At 47.7% G+C, this 19151-nt stretch carries 14 protein-coding genes; 5 read left to right on the top strand and 9 right to left on the bottom strand.

Annotation, left to right across the window (positions count from 1 at the left end; translation table 11 throughout):
* Positions 1–10: 10 nt before the first annotated feature.
* From ureA to FHW36_RS29625, 4 genes are all read right to left on the bottom strand, one after another.
* Positions 11–313 carry an urease subunit gamma gene (gene ureA / locus FHW36_RS29610; protein WP_145675032.1) on the bottom strand — a complete coding sequence of 101 codons (303 nt, stop codon included), beginning with the start codon at positions 311–313 and terminating at the stop codon, positions 11–13.
* A 395-nt stretch (positions 314–708) separates the two neighbouring features.
* Positions 709–1659: a DUF6607 family protein gene (locus tag FHW36_RS29615; protein ID WP_145675038.1), complete on the bottom strand. Its 951-nt coding sequence runs from the start codon at positions 1657–1659 to the stop codon at positions 709–711.
* Between the two features lie 23 nt (positions 1660–1682).
* Complete coding sequence (locus FHW36_RS29620) at positions 1683–2270, bottom strand: HmuY family protein (protein WP_222429216.1); 588 nt, start codon at positions 2268–2270, stop codon at positions 1683–1685.
* Positions 2271–2281: 11 nt separating this feature from the next.
* Positions 2282–4366 (bottom strand): TonB-dependent receptor plug domain-containing protein, encoded by a 2085-nt coding sequence (locus FHW36_RS29625; protein ID WP_145675044.1) that lies wholly within the window; start codon positions 4364–4366, stop codon positions 2282–2284.
* Positions 4367–4533: 167 nt separating this feature from the next.
* On the opposite strand from FHW36_RS29625, the gene FHW36_RS29630 reads away from it, so the two are divergent.
* From FHW36_RS29630 to FHW36_RS29640, 3 genes are all read left to right on the top strand, one after another.
* Positions 4534–5247: a pirin family protein gene (locus FHW36_RS29630; RefSeq protein ID WP_145675046.1), complete on the top strand. Its 714-nt coding sequence runs from the start codon at positions 4534–4536 to the stop codon at positions 5245–5247.
* Between the two features lie 199 nt (positions 5248–5446).
* Positions 5447–6961: a sensor histidine kinase gene (locus FHW36_RS29635; protein ID WP_145675048.1), complete on the top strand. Its 1515-nt coding sequence runs from the start codon at positions 5447–5449 to the stop codon at positions 6959–6961.
* Between the two features lie 5 nt (positions 6962–6966).
* Positions 6967–8025 carry a response regulator gene (locus FHW36_RS29640; RefSeq protein WP_145675051.1) on the top strand — a complete coding sequence of 353 codons (1059 nt, stop codon included), beginning with the start codon at positions 6967–6969 and terminating at the stop codon, positions 8023–8025.
* On the opposite strand, the gene FHW36_RS29645 is transcribed toward FHW36_RS29640, so the two are convergent.
* From FHW36_RS29645 to FHW36_RS29660, 4 genes are all read right to left on the bottom strand, one after another.
* A complete protein-coding gene (locus FHW36_RS29645; protein WP_145675052.1) occupies positions 8018–8398 on the bottom strand; it encodes a hypothetical protein in 381 nt (126 codons plus the stop codon). The genes FHW36_RS29640 and FHW36_RS29645 overlap by 8 nt on opposite strands.
* Before the next feature lie 8 nt (positions 8399–8406).
* Positions 8407–9096 carry a hypothetical protein gene (locus FHW36_RS29650; RefSeq protein WP_145675054.1) on the bottom strand — a complete coding sequence of 230 codons (690 nt, stop codon included), beginning with the start codon at positions 9094–9096 and terminating at the stop codon, positions 8407–8409.
* A gap of 187 nt (positions 9097–9283) precedes the next feature.
* On the bottom strand, positions 9284–10804 hold the full coding sequence (locus FHW36_RS29655) for an ArnT family glycosyltransferase (RefSeq protein ID WP_186452677.1): 1521 nt from the start codon (positions 10802–10804) through the stop codon (positions 9284–9286).
* 137 nt (positions 10805–10941) lie between these two features.
* Positions 10942–13014: an alpha-N-acetylglucosaminidase gene (locus FHW36_RS29660; protein ID WP_145675058.1), complete on the bottom strand. Its 2073-nt coding sequence runs from the start codon at positions 13012–13014 to the stop codon at positions 10942–10944.
* A gap of 103 nt (positions 13015–13117) precedes the next feature.
* Here FHW36_RS29660 and FHW36_RS29665 point away from each other — a divergent pair, with 103 nt between their 5' ends.
* Together FHW36_RS29665 and FHW36_RS29670 are read left to right on the top strand one after the other, a co-directional pair.
* Positions 13118–15667: a cation-translocating P-type ATPase gene (locus FHW36_RS29665; RefSeq protein WP_145675060.1), complete on the top strand. Its 2550-nt coding sequence runs from the start codon at positions 13118–13120 to the stop codon at positions 15665–15667.
* A 27-nt stretch (positions 15668–15694) separates the two neighbouring features.
* Entirely contained in the window at positions 15695–16669 is a 975-nt protein-coding gene (locus tag FHW36_RS29670; protein ID WP_145675062.1) for a 2-hydroxyacid dehydrogenase, read from the top strand.
* A gap of 36 nt (positions 16670–16705) precedes the next feature.
* On the opposite strand, the gene FHW36_RS29675 is transcribed toward FHW36_RS29670, so the two are convergent.
* Positions 16706–19084: an ABC transporter permease gene (locus FHW36_RS29675; RefSeq protein WP_145675064.1), complete on the bottom strand. Its 2379-nt coding sequence runs from the start codon at positions 19082–19084 to the stop codon at positions 16706–16708.
* Positions 19085–19151 lie beyond the last annotated feature (67 nt).

Raw genomic sequence — 19151 nt, forward strand, 5'->3', positions numbered from 1 at the left:
GTTTTACGTATTAACGAATAGGATCGTGGACGGTCACTAGTTTGGTACCATCCGGGAAAGTAGCTTCTATCTGTACATCGTGTATCATTTCAGGAATGCCTTCCATGACATCGTCCCGGGTGAGAATAGTAGCGCCGTATTGCATCAGTTCTGCTACTGATTTCCCGTCCCTGGCAGCTTCCAGCAGGTGGCTGCTGATGTAGGCGATAGACTCCGGGTAATTGAGCTTAAGGCCGCGGGCCTTTCGTTTAGCGGCCAGTTCGCCGGCCAGATGAAGCAGGAGCTTCTCCGTTTCGCGGGGAGTTAAATGCATATATTAGTTTTGTGAATGACAATAGGAAACTGGTATCCGTTATATTTTTCAGAAATATACAGATAATGATGCGAAAATCATATCGGCAGGATAATGGGATACCTAGAAAAAGCGGCGCATGTAGCACATGCACCGCTTCTTTTATTTGGACCCGGGATAGGAATATTCCAGTCATTTCATAACCTACAACTGTTACACTGTTAAAGTAACAAGTTGTAAAGATAGGCAGCAGACGGCAAATAAAAAGGTGTGCTAACCCCAAGGTTACCAGGGTTCACACACGGAGCAAGGCAAGTAAGCAGCAAAGAACCCCTGTTCCTTTACCCCCTTTTTACTTATTTACGTAAAAAAACCGCAGCCAGGAATGACTGCGGCGACTTTTCTTATCCACTCGTTTATCGTTGTAAACTCAACTCTTTATTGGTGGCAAACTGTTGCAGGGTGGCGGTGACTTCTTTTTCCAGCGCGGCGCCGGCCAGTTCCTTGCGCAAAGCCTTCTCTTCCAGTGCTGCCATTACCTTATACAGCGGCTCATTATTCACTTTGCGCTGGAGGTGAATAGCGCTGTTGCCGCCATACACTTTATCCCAGCTCTTACGCACTACCGCCCAGAAAACCTGGTTTTGTTCCCACCAGGCTTTTGCCAGCTTGCACCTGTTTTCATCTGTACGGTTATAGGTGTTGAGTCCTTTCTCGCCCACAATTATTTTGTCGGTACCGTTGGCACGCACTACCTTCAGGTTGTCCTGTTCATGGATGGAGCCGGTAGCGGTAATTTCATGGTGATTGGTACGATGCAATACGTTGTAGTCCTTACGGGTAGTATATTCCCGGCGGGGCAGCGGCGCATCACTTGCCGATTCCCAATAGTGGCGGCCATCTGCATGTACCCAGGTAGCGGAGCCCTCATAGCGGGGCTCATCGTCCACGCCGTATACTTTCTGGGTCCATTGCCCTTTTACCTGTGCCGCAGGCAGGGTTACTTTCTTCCACGCATCGTCTTTATCATACGCCAGCAGTTGCTGGTTTTCATATAGCCAGTCTTCTGTCCAGTGCTTGATCACCATACTATCTGCAATCAGCAGGTGTTGCAATACAATGCGGTTCTTATCTTCCGCAGCTACCGTCACATATTCTACTGCATCGGTAATTTTATGATATCCTTTAGGTTTATAGCTGGTATCGGTCGGGAAGGTTTCGGTATATTCAAAGGTTACTTCCTGGCACCCGCACATGCTTTTTATGGCGGCTTTGTCCTGTGCCAGTTTATCGCCGCCTTTCTGCTGTGCGGAAGCTGTCCATGCCAGGCATATGCCGGCCATGGTAAAGGTAATGATGTGTTTCATGCTATTTGAGTTGAGTAACAGAATCAGTTAAAATTACGGGAGCCATTGGCCTGGTATACGTAGCGGAAATGATAGTGGCGACTCACAGCCGTCTGATCCGGGTTGGCAGGCGCATCTTTGTAATAGCTGGTGATTTCCATTTTTACATACTTGCCGCCAGTGGTCTTCACAACAATAATAGATCCTGCTACCGGTGAAATCACATGGGTAGTCATATTGTAGGAATACCAGCCGGTAATGGCTTTCTTGGCGGTAGCATCGGTAGCATAACCTGCTTCCGGCGCCTGGTTCAATTGGTTATACACACCAGAAATCACCTGTGCTACTGTACCACCGGGGCCACTGCTGCCACCATTGATGATGATGGTAGTTGCCTTAAACCCAATATCCCATTTGGTAGTAGCTGAGTCGCTGTTAGGTACAATTTTCCCTTCCGCCAGGTTATACAGGGTAAAACTGTTTTTGTTGGCCACATCAGCGTCGAGGTTAACGACTGTTTTAGAGGTAGCACCAGGTACAGGCTGGATATCTTTGTTATCATCTTTTTTACAGGAAAAAAGGAAAACCAGTGAACAGGCCAGCAGGCCTGATGTAAAAGATCGCATCTTCATATAGGTTGTGATTATTTATTAACAGGGTGATAAAAATTCCAGGTAACAGCCGCACTATAAATCCGCCCCGGCATGGTGGCAATGTGCTGCGGGTCGGTGTAGTTAAACAGGTTTTCCAGAGTAGCTTGCAGGCGCAGCTGGCGCCTTAACAGCCACTTGGCTGCTGCCAGGTTCACCGTAGCATACCCCGGCACAAACTCACTTTTTAAATCAGGTACATTATTTCCATTCTCATCCGTAAATCCGTATTTGCTGCGATACAATACACGGGCATTGGCATCTATACCTAAACGGGTATGGGTATACGCTACTTTCAGGTTAGCGGCATGATGGGAACGGTTAAACAAACCAAAATATTCCCGCCGCGAAAGTGCGCGTGTTTCTCCACTTTGCGCATCTTTTGTATATACCTGGCCGTTTTTAACTTTCTTAAAGAGCTCATTATCTTTGGAACGCAGGTACTGGTATCCGCCCGAAAACAGCCAGCATGCTCCTATGCGCTGCCCCAACTCCAGTTCTGCGCCGCTGGTAGTAATGCTGTTGATATTGACATAACTGTATACGGCGAGGTCATTGGTTTTTACCGCAATAGCCCGGGTATCAATCAGGTTTTTCACCTGGTTATAAAAGAAATTCAGCTTCGCGGTAGTAGCCGCAAATACTTTTCCTTCTATCCCCAGGTTGTAAGACCAGGAGCTTTCGGCATCCAGGTTTTTCAGCTGCTCCGGGTCGATGTTTACCTGCTTGATTTGCCCCTGCTGTTGCATCTCTTTTAAAATATCAGCAGCCAGCTTGGTACCTACTACCGAGTAGCCTACTGCCGCATTGTTGAAGTGCAGGTACAGCTGCCGGAAATCCGGTGCGCGGTAGCCCCGACCCACGGTACCGAGTATACGCCAATCAGGGTAAAAATTCCAGGACACCGATAGCTTGGGACTGAACTGGGAAGGGTATTGATTATGGGTATCAAAACGCCCGCCAGCCAATATATTCCAGGCAGTTGCGGGCTTCCAGTTTTCCTGTACAAAAATATAGCCGGTGTTAAACGCCATGCGCTCATCATAGCGGGTAGCTTCCAATGTTTCATGCACATAACCGGCGCCCGCTATCAACTGGTGTTTCGGGTGTATCTGCCAGTCAGCCTGGTATTCGGGTTTTATATATTGTTGTTTAAAAAAGGAAACATCATACACACTTTTATCCTGCTGATAGCGCATTTCTTCATTGGTGGAATAGCTGGAATAGTATCCGCGCAGCACCTGTTTGAAGTGGGCAGAAGGTGTATGGCTGATTTGCAGGGAAGCATTCATGTCCTTCTCCTTTCCAATATCATCTATTTTTCCTTTGGCATCATCGAAATAACTATTGGCTCGTTGTGCATAATACCGGCCCGACACAACGGTGTGCCATTTCGATGACCAGTCATGCTGCCAGCGGGCTTGCGCCGTAGTAGCTTTAAACGGCGACACAGTGGGTGAAGCAGCATTGGCATTTAACGTATATCCATCACTGTTATACATGTTAATGCTGGCAGAAAAACTACCATTGGCATAAGGCACGCGGGTATTCGCATCCAGCGTATTGGTATTATTAGATCCATACCTGCCGGTAATGCTGGTTACTCCGGAAGCTTGGCGAGGGCTGGTGATAATATTAATAACACCAGCCAACGCGTCGCTTCCATATAGGGATGATACAGGACCTTTAATAATTTCAATTCTTTCGATATGGGATACTACGATCCGCGACAGGTCGAAAGTACCGGCGGTTCTGCCTATCAGCGGTTCACCATCCAGCAGTATCAGGGTGTATTCAGCTTCCAGCCCCTGCATTTGTACGCCGGTACCATGATTAGAGGTGATCAACAAACCGGTTTGTTCGGCCAGCACCTGCTGCAGTAATACGACGCCCATGGCTTGTATTTGTTGCTTCGAGATCACCTTCACCGGTACCGGCACTTTGCTGAGCAACTGTTCATTGCGGGTAGCAGTCACCACTATCTCCTGCAACACTTTGGCGTTGGCGGCTGTATCGGTTTGGGCATAGAGATTCCCTATCCCCATGATGCATATGATCAGGAGTAAATATTTATACATGTTAAAGTTTATCTGAAAAGTGAAGCAAAAGTAAGTGCAGAAAAAAAACAAGGCTTACGAGTTCGGGAAAGTTATTTACGAGATACGGAAAATTGCCGTTAATTTCGTTTTCACGGTAATTATGTACCGGTGCAAAACAATTTTACACGTTACCTGTTCTTGATTATATGAAACTGCAACTCTTCCCCGCAAGCGAAAGGGGTATCAAAGATATTGGCTGGCTGAAAAGCAATTTCTTCTTCAGCTTCAGCGACTATTGTCACCCGATGCGCAGCGCATTCGGCACCCTGCTGGCATTCAACGACGATTTTGTGGAGGCCGGCAAAGGCTTTGGCATACACCCGCATGTTAACATGGAAATTATTTCCGTATTGCTGAAAGGTAAAATGAACCATAAAGACACGATGGGGTATAGCACCGAAATAGAAGCACCCGCGGTACAAATTATGAGTGCCGGTAGTGGGTTAAGACATGAAGAATATAATATTGGCAGCGAAGAAGTGAACTTCCTGCAAATATGGATTATGCCCAAGCAACAAAATATCATGCCCCGTTATCAACAACGCAGTTTTCCGAAAGATAAACGTAAGAATAAACTGGTGACCATCGTTTCAGGAGAGGAAGGTTTGCAACATTGCTGGATTAACCAGAATGCGAAATTATCACTGGGCTATTATGAGCAACCTTCCAGTCTCACCTACACCTTCAATCCGCTGAATAAATGCGTGTTTATTTTTTCTATTGCCGGTGGCCTGCGGGTACAGGACCAGGTATTGCAGGAAAGAGATGCGATAGGGATTTGGGAAACCGGTGATATTTCCCTGCAGTGCGGTGAGAAGGCAGAATTCCTGATTATAGAAACCCCAATTAACCAGAAGTAATACCGCAGCAGGCCGCCTTGGGCGCCCGCCCTACGCACTTTTCCCCAGGATGATAATTATTTTGAAGCACTTACCTATAGCAATAAAAAAATCTATGTTCAGAATGAAAGACTTAACATCGGTTTTTAAACTGGCTGCGTGTTATTCCAAACGGAATCATTAAATTTATATAGCACCGCAATAAAGGGTCAGTTACGGTATGACTAGTACCACTCAAAATAATTACATCGGCTTCGAAGTACTCTTTAACCATGCGTCGATCGGTATACTGGTAGCCGACAGTGACAACGCTATCCTCATGGCGAACCCCTTCCTGCTTAACCAGTTCGGCTATACGAAAGAAGAAATCACCGGCGCACCAATAGATAGTCTCCTGTCCTGCCAGGACGGGGAATGGGTTGCACTGCGGAAAGACGGCAGCCGGTTCCCGGTGGAAGTCAACCAGGGCGACCATGAAACACCCAGGGGAGTGCTAACCATTATATATGTAATGGATATTTCCGACAGGAAAAATTCAGAGCTAACGCAGCAACAACTCACCCAGCAAAAGAAGGAAGTAGCGATTAAAGAAGGTACGCTCAAAAAAATCAACAGCATTCTCAATAGCGTATGGAGCAACGCCGGCGCTATGATCATTGTTATCAACAAGGAAGGATATATCAAATGGTTTAACCCTGCCGCCGAACGGATACTCGGGTATAAAGCCAGCGAGGTCATTGATATATACACGCCTATGATGCTGCATGATAAAGAAGAAGTAGCGCTGAGAGCAGAGGAGTTTTCACGGCAGCTGCACCAGGCCGTGGAACCTGGGATGGAAACACTCACGATCAAAGCCAAACTGAACTTACACAATGAATATGAATGGCTGTATGTTCGTAAAGATGGCACCTCCCTGCCGGTGTCGCTTACGGTATCGGCTATACGCGAAGCGGGCGAAATTACCGGCTATATAGGTATTGCTATAGACCTTACCCGGATTAAACAGGCAGAGTCAGAATTAAGGGTAGCCCTGGAAACAGAAAGGGAACTCAATGAATTGAAATCCCGGTTCGTTTCCTTGGCATCGCACGAATTCAGAACACCACTGAGCGCCATCCTGTCGTCGGTATACCTGGTATCCAAGTATGAAGCCATAGAAGATGCCCCCAAACGCGGTAAACATATACAGCGTATCATTTCTTCAGTGAATATGCTGACCGATATCCTGAATGACTTTTTATCCGTAGGAAAAATTGAAGAAGGGAAAATCCAGGTACGTCACAGCCTGTTCGATGCCGGTAAGCACATTGGCACGATCATCAGCGAAATGGATGGATTAAAAAAATCGGCCCAGCAAATTTATTATGCCCACCACGGTAATCCGCAGGCACATCTTGATCCTACACTGTTGAAGCACATCGTGATGAACCTGGTGTCCAACGCTATCAAGTTTTCTCCCGAAGGCGCCATTATCTCTATTCGTACCCAGTGCAGCGACAGCGCCTTCCAGTTGTCCGTACGGGATAAAGGGATCGGCATTTCAGAGGAAGACCGGCATCACCTGTTTGAGCGCTTCTTCCGTAGCCAGCATGTTGCCAACATACAAGGCACCGGTCTTGGATTACATATCGTAGCCAAATATGCAGAACTGATGAACGGTTCTGTTTCCTGCAACAGTACACTTGATCAGGGCACCGAATTCCTGGTATCCCTACCATTTCCGAAAAACTAAATAACATGCAAAAAATCCTGTTGATAGAAGATAATACCGCTATTTGCGAAAATGTGGCCGAAATCCTGGAGCTGGCCAACTACGAGGTAATTACCGCTGCCAACGGGAAAGAAGGCGTGGCCAAGGCCCTGGAACATCATCCCGACCTGATCGTATGCGATATTATGATGCCGGTACTCGACGGATTTGGGGTACTACATATGCTCCATAAAAACAAAGCGTTGCAAACCACGCCTTTTATTTTCCTGTCGGCCAAAGCGGAACGGGGCGACGTCCGCAAGGGTATGGAAATGGGCGCCGATGATTATATCACTAAACCCTTTGAAGGAACAGAGCTGCTGAGCGCCATCGAAAGCCGGCTGAAAAGATGCGCTGAAATTAAAGACACCAGTGTTACCGGCTTACACGGCGTAAAAGTACTGCTGTCTGCCAGCACCGGCGATGAACACCTGTCCCGCCTGCGGGAGGACAGGAATACCCACCTGTACAAAAAGAAACAAAACATTTATACCGCCGGCAACCGGCCCGAATACCTGTACTATATCCTGCAGGGAAAGATAAAAACGTATAAACGTAATGATGATGGAAAGGAGCTGATTATCGGGTTGTACAATGAAGGGGATTTCCTGGGGTATAATGCGTTACTGGAAGGTGGCAACTACCAGGAAAATGCAGAAGCCATGGAAGAAAGCCTGCTGGCTATTATCCCCCAGAAAGACTTCGAGCAGCTGATTAGCAGCAACCCCGAAGTTCTGGGGAAATTCATCCAGTTATTGTCGAAGGAAATGGTTGAAAAAGAACAGCAGCTGATTGGGCTGGCTTATAATTCGTTGCGTAAAAAAGTGGCAGAAGCATTGTTGATGCTGGATAAGAAATATAACAGCACCGGCAGTAAACATTTTACTATAGACATCAGCCGGGAAAACCTGGCCGCCGTAGCAGGCGTGGCCAAAGAGTCGCTGATACGCACCCTGGGCGATTTCCGGGACGAGCAACTGATTGCCTTAAAAGAAGGACAGATTGCCTCCCTGTCGATCAAAAAACTCACGGACCTGGTTAACTAACCCCTTGGTTAATAAAGACCAGAAAAGCAACCCTCACCCTATCATGCTCCTGTACCATTCCCTCTACATCTCCTTTCAACACCTCATACAAATGAGGGGCAGGTACGCCAATGGGCTGCTTTTCCAGCCATTCCATCTGCTCATTTATCTCGTGCCTCAATAATATCATAGACTGTTCCCTGGACAACATCAACAACTGAAATTCCTCCGCCTGTTCTATGAAAGAACGGCGTGCGGTTTCTTTTAATGCATCCGCCAACTGGTTAATTAACGCTGCATTTTCCGCTCTCAAGGTTTTCAGTATCCTGATCCATGCACTGCACCATTCAATAAATTCAGCATGGGTAGGATCTTTCAGCAGTTCATGCGCCATATCAAAGGCTAATTGTAATACGTTTGAAGTCCATGTATGTCTTTGTCTCTGGCCCAGCTCTTTAACAGCTGTACCAGGTCTTTCTGCGTAAAATATAACTGCCTGATATCGTTTACCAGCAATACAATTTCCTTGTGGCTGTAAGCAGCAGGGAAATTGTTTTCCTTTTCCACAAAATCATCCAGTAAAGTCAATATCGTTTTGCTCTGTATTAAAAACTCCTTGACCAGTTTAGCTACTTTATGTATGTGATCATACCCGGCCACTGCAGTCGTTCCATCCGTGATTTTAGGCTTCAGCACCGGCTTCAGCTCTTCCTTCAGGTTCCGCAACACCACGTTATGATATACCATCACCTCACGGTAGTAGTGAATAAACAACTCATTGAAATCCTGGTAAACCCCTGTTACCGGCGCTCCTGCTGCCTGCATCCTGGCATAGGCCGCTTCCATCTTATCCAATACCCGCAGGGCTTTAGGCGCTGCTTCTTCGGTAATACACTGCTGGATACTTTCTGCATACCGGGTATTAAAGTCCAGTGCACCCAACTTCATATCCAGCAACGATTTCACGCCCGCATGACCTCCATATTGCCTGAAAATGAAATGTCCGTATTTACGCAGATGCTTAATCGGGAAAAAGAGAAAGCCTTCACAAAACCTGCGTTGCCTGGAAGTAGGAGTCAAACCACTAAACATAATTTGCAATTTTAAAGATACCAGGAAAAGTATCACCGCTTTTAACGGTGATACTTTACAACAGCACCTCTCCGTTCACTATTTTATCTTAGTATGATGATGATCCGGTTAGAAATTCAATGATGTAAAATTAGGCCCGCGCATGTTGTTGAACAATGATGCGCATTACCTGTCGGAATGACATTCATCATTTTTCGGGATGACGGTGATCATCGGTGTCCATAGGAGGACGGTAATCCAGGCAGCGGTATACCAGGAATTTCCTTACTACATGGCCGTTTTGGGTAACAACAATCGCAGGCAGCGGTGTGACGGAACCAAAAAACGGAGCTAACTCATCCGTAAAAGCGACTTCATCTTTATCATCATCTACATCGGTGAGAGAATTAATAAAAAGAGCGTTTTTACCTTTGAGGGTATTCAAATCAGTGCCTATAAAATCGAATTGCAATGCGTTTTCCCCAATCACATTGCGGGAATATACCATGCGGCCAAGATATAAGTTGAGCATGGCACTGGTTTTATAATCATCTGCCGAAAAAATAAAATCATCAGGGTAACTGGCCGACAATGTTTTTACCCCATCTCCCAGGCCCTTCCAGCCTATCATCGTATCATCGGAATGGATAGGCACCGGGTATAACAGCACTTCCACAGCCAGGGCCGCATGCACTACCAGTGAACAAATCCACTGCCACCGTATATACTTAAACGTAAGCCAGGTGCTCACCCAGATGATGCCGGTGATATAAGCAGGCATCATCCAATTGATCTTTACCCAATATATAGGTGATATCACGGTAAACAGGCCGCAAATAGGCACAAAAAAGCATAACAGGAACAGGTGCCGCGCAGGAATGCGGCCAAGATGTACCCCGTATTTACGAACAAATTTCCAGAGATAATAACATAAAACGCCCAACAATACCGGTAACAATATGGCTGCCTGGTGTCCGATAACGCCGAAAAAGTCTAACGGGTGCAACTCCACTCCTCCTACCCGTTCAGACGATTGGAATCGGAAAGAGGCAAACTGGTTATCTACATTCCAGATCACCACCGGTAAGATGGTAATTGCAAAAAACAGGATACTCAGCAAAAAGCCACCAGACCACAGGTAGCGCCGGTGTTCCCGCGACAATAATAAAAATAACACGGCGCCCGCCGGCAGGAATAACGCCGTATACTTACTGTCGAACGTAAGTCCCATGGCAATGCCCGACCAGATCCAGTACATCCGGCGCCGCTCAAACAGCGCTTTGTACATGGCCAGCAACGACAACGACCAGAAGAACAACAGCGGTACGTCCGGCGTAGAAATGAGCGACAATATCGTTACCATCAGCGTGGCATACTGTAGCAGCCAGGCATTCCAGGCCCGCTCCCTGGGCAGGAAACACCGGGCCAGCCGGTAAAACACCAGCAGAGTGCCTGCCGTTACCAGGGTGTCGGCCAGCTTGATTACAAACACGTGCCGTCCGAAAAGGTCTGTAAAAGCCCGCAAAATCCAGGCAATCGCTGGAGGATGATCGAAATAGGAAAGGGCAAAATGCTGCCCGTAAAAGTAATAATAGGCATCCTGGGGCATAGGCCCCATTAACCAGATAAAAGAAAGTCTTAATACCGTAATGAAACAGATGGCCACTGCCACCCACTTATCCGCTGTAAGATAATTTACAAAGCGCTTAATCCCGGCCGATTCCTCCATAGCATGCTGACAGTTAATGTGACAGATCGTGTGTAGGAATACAAGGGCCACAATCTCCATGCCGTACCACCGTCAGACAGGTTGTCCTTAACTAAATTTAACACTAAGGGCTATATTTATAAGATACCAATACTGCATTACCGGGAAGTCCATTGCTTTTCCCAATTAAAGAAATCTGTTGGCGGCACCTGCTTGCCTTCCAGTTGACTGGTTAATGCGGCTATATACATTTTCCAACGGGGCAGATAATAACTGCGCAGAAGTCCCCCCCATTCCTTATTGGCATATTCATGCAAATCCGTATCCGGGTTATCTGGTCCCCAATAAGTGATCTGAGTTTTGGCGTTCTTTACCAGCAAAGCTTTTTCCGCGGGTGTTTGTCCCAGGTTCCTGGCGGCATTTACCCAAGTGTCCAGCCGGAAGTGCGGGTTACCGCTCAGCAGCAGGTCCTGTTGCGCTATCAGCGCCAGGAAGCTGGCAGCGCTTTGTCGAAAAGCGGCCAGGTCTTTCCGCTCATAGGCAGCCACCATGGCGGTATAGATCTCCTCCCCCTTATTGGCATTCACCTGTCGCTGGAAATCTATGGCATCAATGTCATAGGTGGCATTGTTTTTCATCCTGGGCGCCGCTTTCAGGAAAGTGGCCACCGCAGCGGCAAAATCGGCTGCGTTGTAATTCCGTTTGCGGGTGCCCCACGATGATACCGGGCGATCCGTTAAGGTAGGCCGCGCACAGAAAATCGACTCGCTGGGACCTTCCTGGTATTGTGGAAAACTGCTATATGCAGTGGCCAGCAAGCCTTGCCAGGCAGCCTGCAAATCGGCGTTATCGCTGCCATAACGGTAACGCACATATGATTTTATCCACTCTTTTACGTCTGTTTTTTCCGGGCGCCAGGCCAGTTCCAGCATCAGGTCAAATACCACCGGGTTGTTGTGAATACCTTCCGGCATAATACCAGTACCCTTAAACAGGCTGGCATAGGGACTATGAGCCGCTCTCCAGGTTTCATCTGCAAACCGCTGCAGCTTACCGTACAATCCCAGCTTCTCGCCAAAGTTATTCACACTGCACCAGATAAAGGGCGTGCCTTCATATCCTTTGCGGGTGTCCCAGTTGGCAGTATTTTCTCCGAAAAGTTCCTGTACCAGCACTTTCGACTTATCGAGTCCCGCCAGTAAGGCACTGGAAGGATTAGCCTGCCAGCCCTGCAATACCCAGGTGCTGCCCGGGAAATGCGCCAGCATGGTTTGCTGGATGGTTGCGGCAGCGGCGGTTACATCTACTCCTTTGCTGATACCTCCTTCATGAAAAGGATCACCGGCAAAAAAATGGATCTCGTTGCCATATAATTTCTTCATCTCTTCGTAGTAAATGCCGGCAATACGGGTAAAGTTGCTGTCGCCTGGCACAAGGAAATCGGGACGCTGAAAGCCACCTGCCCATTTGCCTTGTTCAATCACTTTCAGCGGCATTTTCTTTTTCAGGTTTACCGGGATCATACCATAGAAGCCTTGCATTACCGGGGCGATGCCCATATTTTTCATACGGGTCAGTATCTGCTTCTCCAGGTGGGTTTGCTGGTCTATCATTCGCTGGGTCACCGGTCCTCCCCAGCTTTCGAGGTTACCCATGAGCCACCAGGCGGTAAAACCTGGTCCGGCTACAAAGCGGCGCGCTTCCTCCGGCGTATAGCCCAGGCGCTCCAGCGTATGCTGCCATACAGCTTCGGTTCCCATGGTAGTCAGCATCACATTTACCCCGTTGAGCGCCATCCAATCGAGCTCCCGCTCCCAGTCTTTCCAGTTATAATAACTCATGGTATAGCTGATGGTGCAGTAATTGAGTGCATAGCGGTAGTCGTAGCTGGTGTTGATGTGTACTTTTTCTTTTACTGCCGGTAAGGGAGATACAGGCGCCAGGTTGTCGCCCATATGCGACATAGCGCGGTGGCAATAATACTTGAGGTACCAGTTGAGGCCTGCGGCGGCGGCGCTGGGACTGGAAGCGCTGATCTGCACCTGCTTTCCAGGGGTCGTAATGTCAAAAACATCTTTATCATTCTCCGCCGGTATATTTTTCAAAACCAGCGATTTGGCCAGCCAGGGAACCCTGCGCTGCGCCAGTTGCTGTATGGCCGGAAAATCCTGTGCCAATAACGTAGAAGACAGGCATAGCAACAGCCCCGCCAGTATCACTTGCTTTTTCATTTGTTTCACTGTTAAATCGTATGAGGCAATAAAGATGGTAATAAAAAGATGAATTACATAATTCGTAAATTTAGTACACGGCTATCACCCTAAAAGATCCTATATGATTGGACAAATTAATTTACCGGAAAATATCCATGGACTGGACGACGCAGCAGTAGCCGCTTCCAGGGAACAATATGGCAGCAATACCCCTCCCGTTCCAGATGGCAACCTGTTGACACATATACTTAGAGAAATAATAGACGAGCCCATGCTGGTGCTGCTCATCGCGGTAACGGCTATTTACTTTGTCATGGGTGAACTGGGCGAGGCCTATTTCATGCTGGCGGCCATTGCGCTTGTATCGGGCATTTCCTTTTACCAGGACAGCCGCAGCCGTAAGGCGTTGGACGCCCTCCAAAAATTGAATGAGCCGCTTAGCAAGGTTATCCGTAACGGCCAGCTCACCAATATCCCCACCAGCGAAATTGTTACCGGCGACATGCTCATGATATCAGAAGGCAATACCATCAATGCCGATGGCATCATCGTACATGCCAACGATTTTTCGGTCAATGAATCGGCGCTCACCGGTGAAGCCTTTGCCGTATCCAAACAACCCGATGACGAAGACAACAAAGTATATAGCGGCACCCTGGTGGTATCCGGACTGGCCATCTGCGAAGTAACGCAGGTAGGGGCGCAAACGAAAATAGGACAGCTGGGACAGGCGATACTGGACATTAAAGAAGAACCTACCTTGCTGCAATTGCAAATCCGCCAGTTCGTGAAATGGATGGCTATTGTCGGGGTGGTGGTATTCCTGGCAGTATGGCTGTTTAATTATATCCGCAGCGGCAGCCTGGCCGACAGCCTGCTGAAAGGCCTCACCCTGGCCATGTCTATCCTGCCCGAAGAAATACCTGTGGCCTTTACCACCTTTATGGCGTTGGGTTCCCGGCGACTCATGCAAATGGGTATCATCGTAAAAAAGATACGCACGGTAGAAGCATTGGGTAGCGCCACGATTATCTGCACCGATAAAACAGGCACTATCACTGAAAATAAGATGAGTTTGCATGCTATCTACAGCGCCGCGGATCTTACCTTATACGGTGAAGACGATCTTCCGGCCGATGTTATCACCATGGCCATGTGGGCCAGCGAACCGGTACCTTTCGACCCCATGGAAAAAACACTGCATCGACTATACGAAAAGGTAACATCCAAAGACGAACGCCCGGAGTATGAAATCATCCATGAATATCCGTTGGAAGGTAAACCTCCCATGATGACGCATATTTTTGGCAACAAAGCAGGTCAGCGCATCGTGGCAGCGAAAGGAGCACCGGAAGCTATTATTGCCGTATCTCATCTCCCCGAAACAGAAAAAAAACAAATGCTGGACCAGGTGAATACCCTTGCCGGCAAAGGATACCGGGTGCTGGGTGTAGCGAACGCCGAATTTACCGGCGATCAGTTTCCGGCTACACAGCAGGAATTTCCTTTTGTTTTCCTGGGGTTGCTGGCCTTCTACGATCCGCCAAAGGCCAACATAGAAAAGGTTTTCCAACAGTTCTACCAGGCAGGCATCGTGGTGAAAATCATTACCGGCGATAATGCGGTTACTACCAAAGCTATTGCCCAACAAGCAGGACTGCAGCATGCCGATAAAGCCATAAATGGCGATGCGCTGATGCAAATGGCGGAGGAGGAAATGAAGGATACCCTGCAATCGGTTAATATTTTTACGCGCATGTTCCCCGAAGCTAAACTGGCCGCTATCAATGCCCTGAAATCCGACCAGGAAGTAGTGGCCATGACCGGCGATGGCGTCAACGACGGCCCGGCATTAAAAGCCGCACATATCGGCATCGCCATGGGTAAAAAAGGAACGGAAATAGCCAAACAAGCGGCAGCACTCATCCTGGTAAACGATGACCTGAGTGGCATGGTAGACGCCATCGCCATAGGACGCCGGATTTATACGAATATTAAAAAAGCAATACAGTATATTATTTCTATCCACATTCCCATTATTCTCACGGTGTCAGTACCCTTATTCCTGGGATGGATCTATCCGAATATATTTACGCCGGTACATGTTATCTTCCTCGAGGTAATCATGGGGCCTACCTGTTCTATTGTATATGAAAATGAACCAATGGAGGAAAATGCCATGCAGCTGCCACCACGACCTATCACACAAACCTTCCTCTCGTTCAGGGAAATGAATATCAGCATCCTGCAGGGATTGCTGATTACTGCAGGCGTTCTGGGGGCTTACCAGTGGAGCGTAACTATGGGCTATTCCGAGATTAACACCCGCAGCATGGTATTTACCACCCTGGTACTTGCCAATATTTTCCTTACTTTGGTAAACCGCTCATTCTATTATTCTTTTATACACAGTATGCGCAATCGCAATAAAATGATGATAGGCGTTATCTGTATTACCCTCGTGTTACTGGCTATCATGCTGTATGTACCACCAATAGCAAACTTCTTTAGTATAGCTGCCTTACAGCTACCGCAACTGCTTATCTGTACCGGTTTAGGCGCCACTGCCGTACTATGGTTTGAATTATGGAAAGCATGGAAAAGAAATACACATGTCCGGAAAAAGCAATTGCATCGCAAGCTCGCTGCAGCGAGCGCCGGCAGCATGTAATTTACCCGATATTAAAGCAATAGATGTATGAAGGTATTTACCACCCGGGTTATTCCCGAAGAAGGCCTTGCCTTACTGGCGCATGCAGGCATTACCGTTACTCAGTGGAGTGAACCGCGGGAAATGAGTCTAGAGGAGATGATTGCAAAATGTAAGGAAAACGATGCCTTGCTATTTGCCGGGGGCAGGAAAATTGACCGCCCACTACTGGAACATTGCCGGCACCTGAAAATAATCAGCCTGCTATCCGTAGGCTACGACAACGTAGACCTGAAAGCCGCCACCGAACTAGGTATACAAATTACCAACACACCCGGCGTACTTAGTAATGCCACTGCCGATAACGCTTTCCTGCTGATGCTCGCCGTAGCCAGGAAAGCATTTTTTCATCATAAAAGAATCCTCAACGGCGAGTGGGGTTTCTCCTCTCCTACGGCCAACCTGGGTGTAGATATAGAAGGAAAAACATTAGGCATCTGGGGACTCGGCAACATAGGCAGTGTAATGGCCCAGCGATGCCGCGCAGCATTTGACATGAAGATTATTTACTGTAACCGGCATCGCAATGAAGCTGCCGAAAAAGCGCTGGACGCCCAATGGGTGAGCTTCGACGAGCTGCTCGAACAGAGCGATGTACTCAGCGTACATACCTCTCTCACGCCGGAAACTAAAGAGAAATTCGACAAAGCCGCATTCGCGAAAATGAAGCCTTCCGCCATTTTTATCAATGCCGCCAGGGGTGGTATCCACCATGAAACAGACCTCATCGCCGCCCTGGAAACCGGGCAGATATGGGGCGCCGGCCTTGATGTAACCAACCCGGAACCCATGCACCCCGATAACCCTTTGCTGCAAATGCCTACAGTAGCGGTGCTACCGCATATCGGATCTGCTACAGTAGAAACGCGCAATGCCATGTCGCGCATTGCTGCACAAAATATTATTGCCGCATTCCAGGGACAACCAGTACCGAACCCGGTAAATCATATTTACGCCTTGTAAACGCTAATGCTATAGCCCGGAAGCATCATTTGACGTTTATTCATTCTTCAAACTATGCACTGGGTTTGACAAGGCAGCTCTTACCGATTTCACACTAATAGTCAGCAGTACCAATACCGTTGTTATCAACACCGGCATTACGAAATAGCCGGGCTTCAAAGTAACCCGGAAGGCAAAATCCTGCAACCACTGATGCATTACATACCAGGCTACAGGGATAGCCACCAGCAATGCCATTAACAGTAACTGCAGAAACTCTTTCATAAACAACCACAGGATGGAAGTAACGCTTGCGCCCAACACCTTCCTTACGCCTATCTCTTTTTTTCTCTGTACGGCTATAAATGATACCATACCAAATAAGCCGATACAACCTACCAGGATAACCAGGGAAGAAAAAATCTGTATCAGCTTCAGCAACGTTTCCTCCGCATGATACATATCACGGATGTTATCGTCCAGGAAATTATAAGACCACCCATAATCGGGAAATACCTCCTTCCAAACCTTCTCCATGGCGGGCAACAGTTGCTTTGCCTTCCGCATATCCATCGCTACCGCGCACCTCCCGTAAGACCGATAATTGCTCACCAGGCACACCGGCGCTATCTCTTCATGAAAATCGTTTGTATGGAAATCCTTCACCACACCCGTAATAACAACTTTTCTACCAAACGCGGTCATCTTTCTTCCCAGTATTTGCTCCGGTGTATATTTCATTCGTTTTACAAACGTTTCATTCACCAGGCAGGTGGCCGCTGTATCTCCCCCGGTCATATTCCTGCCGGCTACCAGATGCAGGCCAAAAGTGTGCAGGTAACTGGTGTCTGCTGCCTTTTCATTGATACGGAAGCCCGTTTTCGCAGTAGCATTTTCAAACTCAAAATCATTCAGGTTATACATGTTAGACATGGGCGAGGAGTAACAGAAACTGAGTCCGTTTACACCTGCCAGCATCCCCACACGCTGGCGGATAGTTTCAATGACCGATAGATCCTGGTTGGGCACATCTACCATCACAATACCGGTTTTATTAAAGCCAATATCGGTATCCATGGATGCCTTCATTTGCCGGGAGATGATCAGGGTGCAACTGATCATAAACAATACAATTGCAAATTGCGACACCACCAATACCTTGCGTAGCGGTACGCCTGCTGTACGGGCCACGCCCAGCTTTCCCCTGATGGTTTCTGCCGGTTTTAAGCGCGACAATAATGTACCGGGGTAATAACCTACGAGCAAGGATACTGTTACAAAAAGTGCCAGGGAAAACCCTATAAAAACAGGCTGGTAAAGAGCAGCGGAACTAATGGTGGTATCAAATAATTGATTAAACGAAGGCAGTGCCGCATAAGCAGTGAGCAGCGATAATATCGTTGATGTAAACACCAGTATGGCCGTTTCTGTAATAAACTGCCAGCGTATTTGCGACGGGGAGCTTCCCAGCACTTTTCGTACACCCGCTTCCCGTGAACGGTAAAACAAGCGTGCGGTAGCCAGGTTCACAAAATTGATCCCCGCCATAAGCACCAGGAATAAGCCTACTGTAGCCAGTACCCACAGTTGTTTTTTTTCTGTCTGGCCGTCATAAGTCCTGTTAAAATGAATATCGCTTAAGGGCTGCAAGAACAATGAAGCATGTTTGGCGCCTTCCGGGGATATATATTTGGAGAGAAATGCCGGGAATACTTTCTCCACCGCTGCGGCAGATATACCCGGGCGTAATTTTACAAAACACTGTACGCCACTGGATACTGCGGCCCAACTGCTATCTCCGCCCATCCATGGATTAGCTTTTCTATAATTGGCATAAGACAGGTATAGCTGCTGCCGGTTGCTGGTATTGGACGGAATATCTTTCAGCACACCTGCTATCGTATAGGCATTTCCGTTATTAATAACGATTTGCTGCCCTACAGGATCTCTTCCGGGGAAAAAACGTTTTGCCTCCTTCTCTGTAATCACTGCCTGATCGGGCGCCGTTAGCACAGCCGCATTGCCGCGGATAAAAGGATAATTGAAAATCCGGAAATAGTCGGCTTCCACATAGGCCGCTTCACTGTTAAATATCTTTTTCGCGGCGCCGCTGCCAACAGTTACCTGGGGTTCTCCCAGGCTGGAGCGCATGGCGATATACTCGCCATAAATATAGTCATTGCGGAAAGCTTTCCCCACAGGTTGTGGTACTCCCTGGGAATAATCGTCCTCTTCATAATGAGAAGCAGACACCATGCGATAAATACGGTCTCCATCCAGGTGAAAATTATCAAAGCTCAGATGATAATATACCAGGCAAAAAATCAGCATAGCCCCTGCGAATCCTGCTGTTAACCCAATGAGATTAATGAAGGCAAAAAAGCGGTTGCTGTGAATATTTCTCCAGGCAGTTTTAAACCAGTGAAGTTGCATCATACATTACTTTTTATGCGGTGCGCCAATGCTGTACAGAAAGCAGGCCAATATACAAAATAGCCAGGGA

Origin of the sequence: Chitinophaga polysaccharea, assembly GCF_007829335.1 — a bacterium.
GTDB classification, from domain to species: Bacteria; Bacteroidota; Bacteroidia; order Chitinophagales; family Chitinophagaceae; genus Chitinophaga; species Chitinophaga polysaccharea_B.

What these genes read in the sequence shown, in the direction of transcription:
- ureA (WP_145675032.1), bottom strand. Translation starts at nt 313, where the DNA reads ATGCATTTAACTCCCCGCGAAACGGAGAAGCTCCTGCTTCATCTGGCC.
- FHW36_RS29615 (WP_145675038.1), bottom strand. Translation starts at nt 1,659, where the DNA reads ATGAAACACATCATTACCTTTACCATGGCCGGCATATGCCTGGCATGG.
- FHW36_RS29620 (WP_222429216.1), bottom strand. Translation starts at nt 2,270, where the DNA reads ATGAAGATGCGATCTTTTACATCAGGCCTGCTGGCCTGTTCACTGGTT.
- FHW36_RS29625 (WP_145675044.1), bottom strand. Translation starts at nt 4,366, where the DNA reads ATGTATAAATATTTACTCCTGATCATATGCATCATGGGGATAGGGAAT.
- FHW36_RS29630 (WP_145675046.1), top strand. Translation starts at nt 4,534, where the DNA reads ATGAAACTGCAACTCTTCCCCGCAAGCGAAAGGGGTATCAAAGATATT.
- FHW36_RS29635 (WP_145675048.1), top strand. Translation starts at nt 5,447, where the DNA reads ATGACTAGTACCACTCAAAATAATTACATCGGCTTCGAAGTACTCTTT.
- FHW36_RS29640 (WP_145675051.1), top strand. Translation starts at nt 6,967, where the DNA reads ATGCAAAAAATCCTGTTGATAGAAGATAATACCGCTATTTGCGAAAAT.
- FHW36_RS29645 (WP_145675052.1), bottom strand. Translation starts at nt 8,398, where the DNA reads ATGGCGCATGAACTGCTGAAAGATCCTACCCATGCTGAATTTATTGAA.
- FHW36_RS29650 (WP_145675054.1), bottom strand. Translation starts at nt 9,096, where the DNA reads ATGTTTAGTGGTTTGACTCCTACTTCCAGGCAACGCAGGTTTTGTGAA.
- FHW36_RS29655 (WP_186452677.1), bottom strand. Translation starts at nt 10,804, where the DNA reads ATGGAGGAATCGGCCGGGATTAAGCGCTTTGTAAATTATCTTACAGCG.
- FHW36_RS29660 (WP_145675058.1), bottom strand. Translation starts at nt 13,014, where the DNA reads ATGAAAAAGCAAGTGATACTGGCGGGGCTGTTGCTATGCCTGTCTTCT.
- FHW36_RS29665 (WP_145675060.1), top strand. Translation starts at nt 13,118, where the DNA reads ATGATTGGACAAATTAATTTACCGGAAAATATCCATGGACTGGACGAC.
- FHW36_RS29670 (WP_145675062.1), top strand. Translation starts at nt 15,695, where the DNA reads ATGAAGGTATTTACCACCCGGGTTATTCCCGAAGAAGGCCTTGCCTTA.
- FHW36_RS29675 (WP_145675064.1), bottom strand. Translation starts at nt 19,084, where the DNA reads ATGATGCAACTTCACTGGTTTAAAACTGCCTGGAGAAATATTCACAGC.